A 14,221-nucleotide genomic window follows, 5' to 3' on the forward strand; every position below is an offset into this window, starting at 1 on the left:
CCAATGATGACCATCGACCGCCGCAACCTTTTAAAAACCTCCAGCGCCGCCTTCGTCGCTTTTGCAGCACTCGGTTCGGGCAGCCTCACGCGTGCGTACAGTGCCAACCCCGGCAAGCGCTTGGTGCCCGATCCGCGCGGGTTTCTCGATCTGCCGGAAGGCTTTTCCTATCGCCTGCTGACGCAGACCGGCAAGCTGATGAGCGACGGCTTCGCCACACCGGGACGACCAGACGGCATGGGCTGTTTCGCGCACCCGACGATGGCGAACTACTGGGTCCTTGTGCGCAATCACGAAAACTGGGCGAGCATCGACGATGGCCGTCCTTTTGCGGCTGGATCGAAATCGCTCGCCGACTTCGATACTTCGCGCATCTACGACGCGCGGCGGGAGGGTGATCCGTTCTTCGGCGGCACGACCAATGTCGTCATCGATGCGGCCTCGGGCGAGGTCGTGCGCGACAACATCTCGCTTCTCGGCACCGCTGCGAACTGCTCGGGCGGGACGACGCCCTGGGGCAGCTGGCTGACGTGCGAGGAGCAGCCGCTGAAAGTCGGCGAGGAAGACGCGCAAAAGGCCCACGGCTTCGTCTTCGAAGTGCCTGCCGATGCCACTGGCCCGGTCGATCCCGTCCCGCTGACCGCCATGGGCCGCTTCGCCCATGAAGCGGTATCGGTCGATCCCGAAAGCGGCATCGTCTACCTGACCGAGGACGATCGCGAAGGTCTGTTCTACCGCTTCATCCCGAACGAGCGCGGCAAGCTCGCCGCGGGCGGGCGCTTGCAGGCGCTGGCAATCGCCGGTCGCGATAGCGCGGACACGCGCAACTATGCGCGCGACTGGAGCCGTGGTTCGGCCGAGCGGATCGAGGCGGGGCAGGCGATGGCCGTCCGCTGGATCGATCTCGAGGATGTCGAATCGCCCGAGGGTGACCTGCGCCAGCGCGGCTTCGCGGCAGGCGCGGCGATGTTCACGCGCGGGGAAGGGCTTGCCTACGGTTCGCGCGGCGACGGCCAGGGCGCGCATTTCTTCAACTGTACGGAGGGCGGCGCCGATCACACCGGGCAGGTCTGGCAGCTTGCGCCGGGCAAGAACGGCGCGGCGGACATGCTGACGCTCATCTACGAGAGCCCGGGCGCCGACACGCTCGACCTGTGCGACAACCTCGCGGTCACGCCGTGGGGCGATCTGATGATCTGCGAGGACGGGCGCGGCGACAACTACCTGCGCGGCCTTACACCCGAGGGCGCGATCTACGATTTCGCCCGCAACGCGCATGAAGACAGCGCCGAATTCTGCGGCGCCTGCTTCTCGCCCGACGGCAGCACGTTGTTCGTCAACGTGCAGGAGCCGGGCTTTACCTATGCCATCACCGGCCCGTGGGAGAGCCTGCGCAGCGCCTAGCGGCGCGCCACCCGGTCGGTCGCCAGTTGCGCTTCCATCGCCTTGTCCTCGTTCGCGCGCTTGATCACATATTCGCGGATCGCCTGCATTTCCTCCTTGCTAAGCGAATCCGCGAAGCTGGCCATGCCGTTGTCCTTCAGCGCTCCGTCGTGGACGATCTGCAGCCACGCCGCCGGGTTCTCCAACGCGCCCGAGCGGCGCAGATCCGGCAGCACGGTCGATCCGACCGCGCCCGGCGCGTGGCACACGGCGCAGTAACGCGCGTATTTCTCCCGTCCGAGCTCGATGGTCGCGGCGCTCGCACGGCTGGGCGGCGGGTCGAGCGGAGCGCGGGCCAGCGTCGGCGCTTCGGGCAGGGCAGCTGTCCCGCCGAGCTTGAACACCAGCAGGCGGCTGATGTTGCGGACCGGCTTCATCTGGTCGATCAGCGTGCCGTCTGCGCTCAGCGCAAAAGCACCGCCCCAGCCGGCCAGTACGGCGACATATTGCTCGCCGTTCACGGTATAGGTGATGGGCGGGGCCACGACGCCGGTTTGTGCGGCAAAGCTCCACAATTTGTCGCCGGTCGCGCTGTCATAGGCGGCGAATTCGCTGCCCGAATTGCCCTGGAACACCAATCCACCGCCGGTGGCGAGCACGCCGCCGTTCCACGGGCCGGGATGTTCGACGGTCCATTTGGCTTCCTGATTGACCGGGTCCCATGCCATCAGCTTGCCCGTGATCGTCCCTTGCACCTCGCGGCGGATGCCGAGATCGGGTGGCAGGTCGCCTGCGCCGAGATCGAAGCCGACATTGAAGCCGCGCGCACGGTCGGGCTTCCAGTCCGCTTCAGGTGCATAGAGCATCGCCGCCTCGAAGGCCGGGATGTAGACGAGGTTTTCGTCCGGGCTGTAAGCCATCGGATGCCAGTTGTGCCCGCCAAGTGGCCCCGGCATGACCAGCGCCGGTTCGCCCGTCACGTCGATACGGGTTTCCGGGTTCATGATCGGCCGTCCGTTCTCGTCCATCCCGGTCGACCAGTTCAGCGGGATATAGGGCTCGGCGCTGATAAACTCTCCCGTCGCGCGGTCGAGCACATAGAAATAACCGTTCTTGGGCGCCTGCATCAGCACCTGCCGCTCGCGCCCGTCGATCTCCATGTCGGCGAGGACGATGTGCTGCGTGGCGGTGTAGTCCCAGGTTTCGCCCGGAGTGGTCTGGTAATGCCAGACATACTCGCCCGTATCGGGCCGGATCGCGACGATGCTGGACAGGTAGAGATTGTCCCCTTCGCCCGTCCCGTCTGCGCCGGGGCTGCGATAGGCCCGGTTCCACGGGCTGCCGTTACCGACCCCGAAATAGAGCAGGTCCAGTTCGGGATCGTAGGCCATCGAATCCCACACCGTGCCCCCGCCGCCGATGCTCTCTTCGCCGTAAAGCGTGTCGCCCGACCAGGTTTCCGCCGCGGCCTTGAGATACTCCGGCTCCGCCTCGCGGTCCTCGCCGCCGGGCACGGTGTAGAAGCGCCACAGCTCCTCGCCATCGGTCGCGTCATAGGCGGCGATATAGCCGCGCACCCCGAATTCCGCGCCGCCATTGCCGATCAGCACCTTGCCGTCGATCACGCGCGGCGCGCCGGTGATGGTATAGCTGGCGTTCTGATCGACGGTGACCTTCTCCCACGCCACCTCGCCCGTATCGCGATCGAGCGCGACGAGCCGCCCGTCGAGCGTGCCGAGGAACAGGTGCTCGCCCCAGGCGGCCAGCCCGCGATTGACCACGTCGCAGCAGGCCTTCACGCCGGTTTCCCCCGGCACTTGCGGATCGTAGCTCCACAGCGGCTCGCCGGTTGCGGCATCGAAGGCGAAGACCTTGCTCCACGCGCTGGTGACGTAGAGCTTGCCATCCATGACCAGCGGCGTCGCTTCCTGTCCGCGCGCCGTATCCATGTCCGCGAACCAGGCGAGGCCGAGATCGCCCACGCTGTCGCGATTGACCTGCGTCAGCGGGGAATAGCGCTGCTCGGCATAGGTGCCGCCATGGGTGATCCAGTTGGCCGGATCCTGGCCCGCATTGACGAGGCGGATATTGTCGATGCCGCCCTCCGGCACCTCCTCCGCACCCAGATTGCACGCCCCAAGCGATAGCGCGGCCAGCGCCGCCAGCACGATCCTCGTCATCATCCTCTCCCCTGGCGACTATCGGTCGCTCTATGAAACCTATCCTGCATCGAAGTCGCGGGCTTGTCCATCGCCCAATCGCAGGTAGGATGCGCAGCGGACGGGAAGCTGGAGAGACCAAATATGTGCGACCGCGAAGACCTTGCCCGCTGGGCCAAGACCACCCTCAGCCGCCGGGGCTTCGGCGCGGGCGCACTGGCGGGGGCCGCAATGGCCTGCGCACCGATGGACAATGCGGCGACCGGAGCAGACACGCCTGCGGGCTCAGTCACCGGCCGCCCGGTCAGCTTCCGCACGCCCGACGGTACGCTCGACGGCGAATTCTTCGCGGCCAGCGGTACTTCTCGGCCGGGCGTCGTCATGTGGCCCGATATCGCCGGCGTCCGTCCGGCCAAGCGGCAGATGGCGCAGCGGCTGGCCGAGGCGGGCTACGCGGTACTTCTCGCCAACCCCTATTATCGCGACGTCGCCGGGCAGCAGTTCGAGGATTTCGCCAGCTTCGCGGCCAGCGGCGGCTTCGATAAAGTCAAACCGTGGCGCGACAGGTTCACGACCGCCACCAAGCAGATCGACAATCGCGCCTGCGCCGCATGGCTGATGGCGCAGGCCGAGGTCGACGGGGCTCGCGGGATCGGAGTGCAGGGCTATTGCATGACCGGCAGCTATGCCGTCGTCGCCCCCAGCGCGGACGAGCATATTCATGCCGGGGCCAGCTTCCACGGCGGCGGCCTGGTGACCGACGATCCCTCCAGCCCGCACCGCACCTTGCGCGAGGATGCGCATTACCTGATCGCCATCGCCGAGAACGACGACGAGAAGGCGCCGGGCGACAAGACCGCGCTTCGCCAGGCAGCCGATGCGGCGAACACGACGGCCGAGATCGAGGTCTATCCCGCCGATCACGGCTGGTGCGTGCTCGACTCACCTTCGTATAACGAGGTGCAGGCCGAACGCGCGTGGTCCAATCTGCTGGCGATGTACGCCGACGTTCTGTGAAAAGACTGTACGCTATCGCGGCGCTCGCTGTCGCAACGCCGGCTGCCGCGCAGGAAAGTGAGCCCTTCGCGCCCGATTGTTCGGCGATCGCCGCCACGCTCGACGGCATGGTCGCCGAAGGACGCACGGTCGGCGCATCGACGCTCGTCTACAAGGATGGCGAGGAAACCTGCTTTGCCGTCGCAGGCGATGCCGAACGCGAAACGAGCCGTCCGTTCGCACGCGATACGCTGGTCCAGATATTTTCGATGACCAAGCCGGTCACCGGCGTCGCGCTGATGCAATTGTGGGAGCAGGGCCGGTTCGGTCTCGACGATCCGCTCGAATGGCATCTGCCAGAATATGCGACTATCGAAGTGCTGGTTGGTGAAGATGGCGATGGCAACCCGATCACCCGGTCGCCAAAACGGAAGATCACCGTGCGCGACGTGCTGCGCCACACGGCGGGGTTCACTTACGGCGCCGGGGGCAATCCGCAGAACGCGGCCGATCGGATATGGGAGGACCGCAGCCCGCTTTCCGTCGATAAGACGCTCGCCGAGTTTTCGCGCGCCATGGCGCAGGTGCCACTTCTCTACGAACCCGGAACGCACTGGAACTATTCGGCCGGAGTGGACGTCCAGGCGCGGATGGTCGAGGTCCTCTCCGGGCAATCCTTCGCCGATTATGTGCAGGACCATATCTTCGCACCGCTCGGCATGGACGACAGCGGATGGCGGCGGAGCGAGGCCGACCTGCCGCGGCTGGCGCGGATATACGTAGCGCAGGAGAATGGGGCGCTCGCCCCCATGCCGCGCGAAACATGGCTTGAACCCAACTTCATGGCCAAGCCTATGACCATGGGCGGTTCGGGCATCGTCACCACGGTTGACGACTACATGCTTTTCGCCCGCATGTTGCTCGGACGCGGGAGCCTCGACGGAGTGACGATCCTCGATCCTGCCACTGTCGAGTTGATGGCGACCAACCATCTCGATCCACGCATTGCGGCTGACGACCGCTCATGGCTGGTCGGCAAGGGCAATGGCGGCTTCGGTTTCGATTTTTTCGTGCGGACCGGACCGCCGCTCACGCCGGAAGAAGCACGCGGTAGCGTCGGCGAATTTTACTGGGACGGTTATCCCTCGATGCTGTTCTGGGTCGATCCGCTGCAAAACATGGCGGTCGTCTTCGCCACGCAGAAGATCGACTTCGACGCGAGCTTGCACCGCGACATCCGCGCGGCGGTCTATGGCGCGGACTACCCCGGTCGCTGAGCCGTCAGGCGCCCATCAGATCGGTGAAGCGGCCATGTTTGCGGTAGCGCACCATCCATTTGTCGAGGAACAGTCCGATCGGCTTGGGCTCGATCCCCAGCTTCGCGAAACCCGGGAAGTCGCCCGAAACTACATTGCCCTGCTGGAGCAGCTTCCACTGGTCGCTCGACATCGGCGTGCCCGGTAGCGCGGCAAACGCGCCCGAGACCGGATCGGGCATCGGCAGGAATGTACGCTTGCGGCCCTGTGCGGCGGCGATCCGGCGGTTGATTTCCAGCATAGTGAGCTTCTCCGGCCCGCCCAGCTCATAGGTCTTGCCGCCATGCGCCGCCGGGTCTTCGGCCGCGCGGGCGCAGGCTTCGGCAACATCGTCGACATAGACCAGCTGCAATTTGCTGTCTGGCGCAAACACCGGCAGAACCGGTAGGCGCGCGATCAGCCCGCCGAACATGTTGAGGAACTCGTCATCCTTGCCGAACAGGATAGAGGGACGCAGGATCGTCGCCTTGGGGAACGCCGCCATAACGCGCTCCTCGCCCAGTTTCTTCGCCTCGGCGTATGCGATCTCAGTTTCCTCGTCCGGTTCCGCCGCGATCGCGCTCACGTGGACGAAAGCGCTCGCGCCTTGCGCCTTGGCAGCCTCGGCCATCCAGCCCGGGCTCTCGCCCATGAGCTTGTAGAGATCGCCCTCGAAGCTGCCAACCAGATTGACGACCGCATCTGCACCTTCGATGCAGCGCTCCACGCTCTGCCGGTCGGTCGCATCGCAGCGCGCGAATTGCAGCTGGCCGAGATTGGCGAGCGGCTTCAGCGTGAAGGCCTTTTCAGGGTTGCGACTGGCGATCCGGACGCGCGCCCCGCGCTCCAGCATAGCCTGCGCCACGTAATTGCCGATGAAGCCGCTGCCGCCCATCAGCACCACGAGCTTGCCGTTCAACGCACTGCTTTTCGCCATCGTTACTGCCTGTGTCCGGATCGTAAGAATTGTCGCTGCGCCCCTAGCCACAACCCGCGCCGCGCCGCAAGCGTTCCGAGGGACGGAACGCCTTGGGGGGGCATGCGATTGCAGTTGACAAGAATCGCCCCCCTTCGCTAGTGGCGCGCTCCTACCCGCGGACCGGCGCAGACGACCGGCTGCCGCATGTGTGCCCAGATGGCGGAATTGGTAGACGCACCGTCTTCAGGTGGCGGCGCTCGCAAGGGCGTGGAGGTTCGAGTCCTCTTCTGGGCACCATTTGTTCTTCTCACGTTCTCCCAAATAATCTATAAAACCCGCAGAAATCCTTGGGATTTGGCCCTTGGATCGTTCCGGATCGTCCCGCCTGTTCTCGGGGGTTCCAGACACTTTTGTGGGCCTTTTGAGGCCGTTTCGCAAAGGCCCAGATGAAAAGGCCCCCACATGCCTCTGACAGATACTCGCCTCCGCGCTCTCAAGCCCAAGGATAAGCCGTACAAGGTAGCCGACGAGCGCGGCCTATATGTTGAGGTCACGCCGACCGGCGGCAAACTTTGGCGATTCCGATACCGGATCGGCGGCGCGCAAAAGAAGCTCTGCATCGGTAGCTATCCAGACATCAGTCTCAAGCAAGCGCGAGACGAAGCCTACGAGGCCCGACGAGCTGTTGCTTCAGGGGGCGACCCGGCCTTTGAGAAGCGGAAGCGGAAAATCCGCGCCGAGTTCCTTTCTGCACAGACGTTCGAGGCAGTCGCACGTGAGTATATTGAACAGATGATGGTCCAGAATGGCCGTGCCGATGGCACGATCGTCAAGGCCAATTATTTCCTCGATAAGCTTGCGCCTGCCATCGGGAACCGACCCATCAACGAGATCGAGCCGTTCGAAGTCCTGGCTCCTCTCAAACGACTGGAAGCCACCGGTAAGCACGAGACTGCGAAGAAATGCCGCTCTTTCGCAGGCCGCGTGTTTCGCTACGGTGTTGCTACCACCCGCTGCAAATCCGATCCGACCAGTATGCTGAAGGGCGCTCTCGTAACGCCGAGAGCCACGCATTATGCAGCAATCCTCGAGCCCACCGAGCTAGGCGGGCTGCTGCGCGCAATCGACGACTTCACTGGCTACTTGGTGACGAAGTTAGCTTTGCAGATAGCGCCGCATGTGTTCGTGCGCCCTGGCGAACTCCGGCACGCCGAATGGCATGAGATCGACCTCGTCGATGGGGTCTGGAAGATCCCTGCCGGTAAAATGAAAGCGCGCCGAGCGCATGCCGTCCCGCTTTCCAAGCAGGTTAGAGGCTATCTCACTGATCTGGCCGAGATGCTCGGCCGCGAAGGATATGTTTTCCCATCTGCGCGCAGCTCCAAGCGTCCCATGAGTGAAAACACGCTCAATGCCGCATTCCGTCGCATGGGATACTCGAAAGAAGAAGTCACCGCGCACGGACTCCGTGCGACAGCATCGACATTCCTGAACGAGTCGGGCCTTTGGAATCCCGATGCGATCGAGCGTGCCCTGGCACATGGCGACAGCAATGTTGTGCGTGGCATCTACCATCGTGGCAAGCATTGGGACGAGCGCGTGCGAATGGCTCAATGGTGGAGCGACTACCTCGATGAGCTGCGGACAGGAGGAAAGGTCATCATGGGGAAGTTTGCGAAGGGTTGATCGGGAGATCGAATTTCTTCTCAGCCAATGCAGGATTGAAGGCTCAGGATCAGCCCTATCAGGGACACTGACGCCAGCACGGCGAACTCAATTCTGATGCCCCAGATTCGAAGCCAATTCCGCATCGTGCCGAGCCTCAGTTCGTAGAGCTTTGGCAGCTAAGTTGATCGAAGCGCTCAGCAACAGTCTTCCACGTTGCTATGCCTGCCTCGTCCCCTTCGTTGGATAGCCGCTGGATTTGCTGCGCGATATACGCGGTTCCCTCTTCGCCATGGTTCTTTTCGACCCAGAGCGCGACGGCCCACAATTCCTGATCGCGGTTCAGCACCATGGTTCACGTCTCCCGATCCAGGTTCGCGCCAGGCCTTCGCTGACCAGCTGATCGCCAAGCGAGCGGCCGCCGCGCGTTACAACCCGCAACTTGCGACCGTACTGATCCTCGTCTCTGCTACCGATGGTCCTCAGTTCAAAGGGCCCGTCATTGAGCAATTCGACAAGGCGGTGCGTCGCACGTATGCCAAGTTGGTATTCATAGTCGCAACGAGGCTCGCTAATCTCGGGAGTGTCGATGTCGGCAATGCGGATCTTCACGCCATCAAGCCAGAAAGTATCTCCATCCACGACGCATGTGCGCCGGATGGATCCGCAGATGTCGAACTGTGGGGAGCTCGCTTGCTGGATTAAAGCCTGAGGCTGCTGATCGTCGTTAGCAAGGCTGGCATCATGGACTGGCCAGTTGAGTGCCAGCATCCCTCCAGCAAATACGATCGCGAATGCTCCCAAACCCAATGCGATCTCCTTTCTCAGCTTCCGGCGCTTTTTTGCCTTCAACGCCTTGCGAAAGTCGAACGGCTCACTGGGGGTCTCACTCACTAGCGTTGTCCGTCTTCATTCCGGCACATGACTTCAGACAATAGCCGGAAATCAGGCAGTTTCGTCAATTGTACGTACCAATTGCTTGCCAACGTCCCAACACGGACCGGACATATTGCGGCGTTTCACCATTGTTGGGAATGCCGCGTGATCGGGAGACGGCACCTGGGCCAGCATTGTAAGCTGCCAAGGCTAGGTGGACCGCGTCGAACCGGTCCAACATATCGCGAAGGTACCTGGCGCCACCGTCGATCGATGCAAGAGGGTCATGACGGTTCCGGACGCCCAGTTCTCGCGCCGTGGCCGGCATAAGCTGAGCCAGCCCGGCAGCACCGGCTGGACTCACAGCCATCGGATTGAAGCGGGATTCAGCCCAGATGAGAGCCCGAAGCAGGTTGGTCGGAAGCCCGTACCGGCGCTCGGCCTCGGCTATTGCCGCCATATACAGGCCTTCTCGGTAGGACACGTTTGCTGGCCCGGCCTGGTAGATTGCAGGAAGATATTCCCTTGCCGGCTGCTGGTCCGCCTTCGGCGGAACGATTGCGTGCTCGAACAAGGTGAAACCCTGGGCGCGGACTTGCTGTGAGGAGGTCGCGATCATTCCTAAACAGGCGAACGCTATCGCGGTCCGACGATTGAGGCGGGTCATCTCGAGTGGTGCTCCATTGATTCGAATCGAGATAGAACATAAGTAGAACATATGCCTGTAGGAAAGCAGCGAATGCCTGCCTTTGGGAGAGAAGAGGAACGCTGACGAGGGGGCCACTTTGCTTGCTGAGGAGCTCGCATGTCCCTGTCTGACCAAGCTCATCCCAACCGGTCGCTTGCCGAGACCGCCCGTCGCATTTGCGAATCGCGAGGGGGCAAATGGTCCGGCACAAAGGGCATGGCCTGCTGCCCTGCGCATGATGACCGCACGCCGTCACTCGGTGTGTCGCTCGGCCAAAAGGCCATCCTCTTCCACTGTTTCGCGGGATGCGATCAGCAGAGCGTGCTGGCTGCTCTGGCGAGAGAAGGTGTCGACGTAACCTCGCTCTTTTCAGCTTCTGCGACTACCGAAGGTCCCGAGCAGACCAGAACGCGCAAACCCTCGGCGGCAGCGCTGAGGATCTGGCGCGATGCACAGCCACTGCGTGCCAGTCCGGCAAAGGCATATCTTGAGAGCCGCGGCATCCTCGCCGCATCGCCGGCGCTCCGCTTCCATCCACGAACGCCGCTTGGTCCGAAGGGATGCACCCGCTTTTTGCCTGCCATGATTGCGGCGGTCAGCCTCGACGAGGGGCCGATCGCCATCCATCGCACGTTCCTTTCGGGCAATGCCAAGGCCGAATTCGACAAACCGAAGCGCGCGCTCGGCGCGCTGGGTGAAGCTGCTGTCCGTCTCTTCGCTCCGGCCTCCGGCAAGCTCGGCCTCGCCGAGGGCATCGAGAGCGCGATGTCGGCCTATGCTCTCACCGGCATTCCCGTCTGGGCGACCCTTGGCAATGAGCGATTCGGCCTCGTCAGCGTGCCCGAGAGCGTGACCGAGCTTCATCTTTTCGTCGATCACGATGCTGGCGGCGAGCTGGCTGCATCGCGTGGCATTGAAGCTCATGCCCGCGATGGGCGGACGATCCAGGTCCGCAATCCATCCTCACGCGATACCGACTGGAACGATGAACTCACAGCATGGCTGCGCCGCAAGGCGGCGCGGTAGAGGAGAGAAGGCTTCTCGAATTCCTGATCCGGCAGAGGGCGTGTCCCGATGCCTTCATCAGGAGGACGAATTGCCATGTTTCAATCAGACCTGTTTCCCGCCGGCGAGCAGTTTCCGTCAATGCCCCTGGCCTATGCCATCGGCACCCGAGTTGCCGCGCTTCTTGCTTCGGGACGTCACCTTTCCCGTGTCGATATCGCTGGCCTTTTCGCCGAAGAGACCGGTGTTCTGGACTGGGGAGGTGCCTGGACCATCGACGACTACAACAACGCGGTCGAGATCGGCGCACTGCTCTGGCTTCGGGAGTCCTCACGCATCGATCTGGCAACAAGCGTGCAAGAAGCCGACGCGCGGTTTGACTGGCTCGAAGCAGCCTTGCCGCCGCGGCACGTTCGCAGCGAAGCACAGGTCGAGCTCCAGCAGTTCTCGACCCCGCCAATGCTGACCTGGCTGATGGCAAAGGGCGCAGCTATCTCTGAGCACGACACGCTACTCGAACCGTCCGCCGGCAATGGCGCCCTCGCTCTCTGGGGCTGCCTCCAGAACGCTTCGCTGCTCCTCAACGAGATCGATCCGGCAAGAAGAGACGGTCTGGCCCATATCTTCCCTTCGGCCACGATCACTGCGCATGACGGGGAACTGATCGCCGACCTGCTTCGCGGCCCTGTTCCGTCGTCCGTGCCCGATACTGGGAGGCGGATTTCTACGTCCCACGAACGGCAAGGGCACGGCACTGGCTCGCCCAGGTGTCGGGACGCTTTATTGACCTGTTCGGGGATCTGCGCCTGGTCGGGCGATTCTCGAATGGCGAAGCGATCTTCGAGCGCTCCCGATCCACCTGCGACATCGGGACCTGATCCTGCCTCATCCCTGTCCGCCGGGAGAGGCCCTTGGGCCGGTCGGGGCGCGCCGCAACCTGCGGCCCGTCGGCCCGTGTTGCCCGCGCCAGCCGCAGGGCCGCAGGTTTCCCGCTGCGCGGTGCGTCACGCCCCTTGTCCCGGCCCTGATCGGGCTCCGGCGGACAGGACCGAGGCAATGGTGCCTCCTCTCCTTGTCCCCGCGATCAGGAGACACCCCATGTACGACAGCTTCATCGACCAGTTGAGCGGCCTCGACCTTTCAGGCCTCAGCATCAGGTCAGCCCCCTTCAACGAGACCGACTTTCCCTGCGAGGACGCGATCGACCAGACGCTTGGCGCCGTATGGTCCGACCTTTTCGCGATGTTTTCCGATACGGCCCTGGAGGCTGATGCCGAGGACATTGCCTGGGGCGTGGTCAATCTCTTCCACCGCGCAGCCAGCCGCAAGTCGGCTCAGCTTGACCGGGCCAGCGACGAGATCCGGGTCCTCCTCGCATCAGCCGATGGCTCCGAAGTGCATTCGAGCAATCTTGAAGAGCAGGTTGAGCGCGCGCAGGCTGCCGAAGCGAGCATGCTGGCCTTCGAGCAGATGCGCGAGGCTGCGGCAGCACTCTATCGCGACGAGACCGGTTCCTCGTGGAAGCCCGTTTCCGGCTCGCGGACCAGTCATTCGCGCCACCTGACCTCGGCTGTGATTGATGCCCGCGATTTCCTCCGCGCACGTGCTGAGAACCGGCGTCACGCTCTGATTCCGGAAGGAACTCCGGTCGTTTTCGCCGGTGGTCGCCAGAGCTTCGAGAGCGCCGAGGATGCGAAGCGATATGCCGACAATATCTGGGCCACGCTGGACAAGGTTCGCGATGCAGTTCCCGATCTCTTCTTGGTCCATGGCGGCGACGGCAAGGGAGCCGATCGCTTGGCCGCGAGTTGGGCTGAACGCCGCGAAGTGCAGCAACTGACCTACTCGCTTGATCGTCGGCTTGGTGCCCGCGCCGGGTTCAAGCGCAACGAGCAAATGCTTTCGCTCAATCCGCGTTATGTCGTCGCCTTTCCGGGCAATGGCGTCACCGAACGACTGGTGATCGATGCCAAGACGCGCCGGATCACCGTGGTCGATCGCAGGACCGTCACGTCCGGATCCAAGACTAAGGGATAATAGCCTGTTGGTCGCCGCAGCATTTCTACCATCGGTTAGCTGCGGCGATCATCACAGATGATCGTCGTCGAATGCCTTTTCGGTTGGAGAGGGGATTTCTTGGAAAGGCATCTCGGGGTATCAGCCTCGCATGCATCACGCCGACTCCAATCCGCTCGCCCATGACCACAACTTCCTGAGCGCCTCGCACGACGCCCATGAGCGGCGCACGCGTTATGTCGTTGCCTTGACCGCCGCGATGATGGTGGTCGAAATCGTCGCTGGCCTGTGGACCGGATCGATGGCGCTTCTCGCCGATGGTATCCACATGGCGACCCATGCAGGTGCCTTGGGGGTCGCGGCCTTCGCCTACTGGTTTGCCAGGCGCCATGCGAACAACCCGCGTTTCACATTCGGTACCGGCAAGGTGGGCGACCTCGCCGGCTTCGCGAGCGCGCTTGTCCTCGCCATCTTCGCAATCGGGATCGCGGTTGAATCGGCTCAAAGGTTCGTCAGCCCGCTCACGATTGCCTATACCGAGGCGATCTGGATCGCCGTGCTCGGCCTTGTGGTGAACCTCGCGAGTGCCTGGCTGCTTGGTGCCGATCATCACCATGGGCATGATCACGACCATCATCATCACCACCACCATGCGCATGCCGATAACAATCTGCGCTCCGCCTATTTCCACGTGCTTGCCGATGCCCTGACCTCGGTCCTGGCTATCGTGGCCCTTCTCGCCGGCATGTACCTCGGCTGGGCATGGATGGACGCGGCAATGGGGCTGGTGGGTGCATTCGTGATCGGGCGCTGGTCATGGTCACTGCTGCGCGATACCGCTGCCGTGCTTGTGGACGCCGAAGCGGCCTCTCAACGGTACACAGAGGTGCGCGAGGCGCTCGAGGACCGGGACGCCGCGATCGGCGATCTGCACATCTGGCGGATCGGCCCTGGCAAGTATGCGGTCATCGCCTCGCTCATCGCCGGTGATCCGCTCGCGCCCGACCATTATGCGAGCCGACTTTCAGAGCATGCGGAATATGTGCACGTCACGATCGAAGTGCATCGCTGTGAGCATCCCCATCCCGAGCTTCGCGCAGCCTGATCGTCCCGTTCTTGCAAGGCCGAAACAGTATTCGAGGACTGTTATACTGTAACAAACGACTTATACTTCATTGTATTACGGAGCTTGCAATCTTGATCCGGTTTGCTAGGAGCC

General features: G+C 63.1%; 12 protein-coding genes and 1 tRNA gene. 8 read left to right on the forward strand and 5 right to left on the reverse strand.

All coding sequences use genetic code 11. The features are described 5' to 3' along the window. Positions 1-6 precede the first annotated feature (6 nt). Positions 7-1,404, forward strand: coding sequence for an alkaline phosphatase PhoX (locus tag P8R33_RS10035; RefSeq protein ID WP_278328874.1), 1,398 nt, complete (start codon positions 7-9; stop codon positions 1,402-1,404). Here the strand turns inward: P8R33_RS10035 and P8R33_RS10040 are convergent. Further along, entirely contained in the window at positions 1,401-3,566 is a 2,166-nt protein-coding gene (locus tag P8R33_RS10040; RefSeq protein WP_278328875.1) for a PQQ-dependent dehydrogenase, methanol/ethanol family, read from the reverse strand. The two genes, P8R33_RS10035 and P8R33_RS10040, sit on opposite strands and share 4 nt — an antisense overlap. A 120-nt stretch (positions 3,567-3,686) precedes the next feature. Between P8R33_RS10040 and P8R33_RS10045 the strand changes: the two genes are divergently transcribed. Then, positions 3,687-4,559 carry a dienelactone hydrolase family protein gene (locus tag P8R33_RS10045; RefSeq protein ID WP_278328876.1) on the forward strand — a complete coding sequence of 291 codons (873 nt, stop codon included), beginning with the start codon at positions 3,687-3,689 and terminating at the stop codon, positions 4,557-4,559. Beyond that, positions 4,556-5,815: a serine hydrolase domain-containing protein gene (locus P8R33_RS10050; protein ID WP_278328877.1), complete on the forward strand. Its 1,260-nt coding sequence runs from the start codon at positions 4,556-4,558 to the stop codon at positions 5,813-5,815. Before P8R33_RS10045 ends, P8R33_RS10050 begins: the two co-directional genes overlap by 4 nt. Positions 5,816-5,819: 4 nt before the next feature. Here the strand turns inward: P8R33_RS10050 and P8R33_RS10055 are convergent, their stop codons facing one another. Next, the gene (locus P8R33_RS10055) at positions 5,820-6,770 is read right to left on the reverse strand and encodes a complex I NDUFA9 subunit family protein (RefSeq protein ID WP_278328878.1); all 951 of its coding nucleotides are present in this window, start codon (positions 6,768-6,770) and stop codon (positions 5,820-5,822) included. A gap of 192 nt (positions 6,771-6,962) precedes the next feature. Here P8R33_RS10055 and P8R33_RS10060 point away from each other — a divergent pair. Then, a tRNA-Leu gene (locus P8R33_RS10060) sits at positions 6,963-7,049 on the forward strand. 165 nt (positions 7,050-7,214) lie between these two features. Next, entirely contained in the window at positions 7,215-8,438 is a 1,224-nt protein-coding gene (locus P8R33_RS10065; RefSeq protein WP_278328879.1) for a tyrosine-type recombinase/integrase, read from the forward strand. Between the two features lie 136 nt (positions 8,439-8,574). On the opposite strand, the gene P8R33_RS10070 is transcribed toward P8R33_RS10065, so the two are convergent. The 3 genes from P8R33_RS10070 to P8R33_RS10080 form a co-directional block, all read right to left on the reverse strand. Then, positions 8,575-8,769 carry a DUF6961 family protein gene (locus P8R33_RS10070; protein WP_061921215.1) on the reverse strand — a complete coding sequence of 65 codons (195 nt, stop codon included), beginning with the start codon at positions 8,767-8,769 and terminating at the stop codon, positions 8,575-8,577. After that, positions 8,760-9,311 carry a thermonuclease family protein gene (locus P8R33_RS10075; protein WP_278328880.1) on the reverse strand — a complete coding sequence of 184 codons (552 nt, stop codon included), beginning with the start codon at positions 9,309-9,311 and terminating at the stop codon, positions 8,760-8,762. The genes P8R33_RS10070 and P8R33_RS10075 overlap by 10 nt, the downstream gene beginning before the upstream one ends. Before the next feature lie 64 nt (positions 9,312-9,375). Continuing rightward, on the reverse strand, positions 9,376-9,960 hold the full coding sequence (locus tag P8R33_RS10080; RefSeq protein WP_278328881.1) for a lytic transglycosylase domain-containing protein: 585 nt from the start codon (positions 9,958-9,960) through the stop codon (positions 9,376-9,378). 138 nt (positions 9,961-10,098) lie between these two features. On the opposite strand from P8R33_RS10080, the gene P8R33_RS10085 reads away from it, so the two are divergent. The 3 genes from P8R33_RS10085 to dmeF all read left to right on the forward strand — a co-directional run bounded on the left by P8R33_RS10085 (position 10,099) and on the right by dmeF (position 14,107). After that, positions 10,099-11,007 (forward strand): DUF7146 domain-containing protein, encoded by a 909-nt coding sequence (locus P8R33_RS10085; protein ID WP_278328882.1) that lies wholly within the window; start codon positions 10,099-10,101, stop codon positions 11,005-11,007. 1,077 nt (positions 11,008-12,084) lie between these two features. Then, positions 12,085-13,023: a DUF2493 domain-containing protein gene (locus P8R33_RS10090; RefSeq protein ID WP_278329063.1), complete on the forward strand. Its 939-nt coding sequence runs from the start codon at positions 12,085-12,087 to the stop codon at positions 13,021-13,023. A gap of 130 nt (positions 13,024-13,153) precedes the next feature. After that, positions 13,154-14,107, forward strand: coding sequence for a CDF family Co(II)/Ni(II) efflux transporter DmeF (dmeF, locus tag P8R33_RS10095; RefSeq protein ID WP_278328883.1), 954 nt, complete (start codon positions 13,154-13,156; stop codon positions 14,105-14,107). The last annotated feature ends 114 nt before the right edge of the window (positions 14,108-14,221 follow it).

The sequence above is a fragment of the Qipengyuania flavescens genome (assembly GCF_029688735.1).
In the GTDB taxonomy this organism is placed as follows: Bacteria; Pseudomonadota; Alphaproteobacteria; order Sphingomonadales; family Sphingomonadaceae; genus Qipengyuania.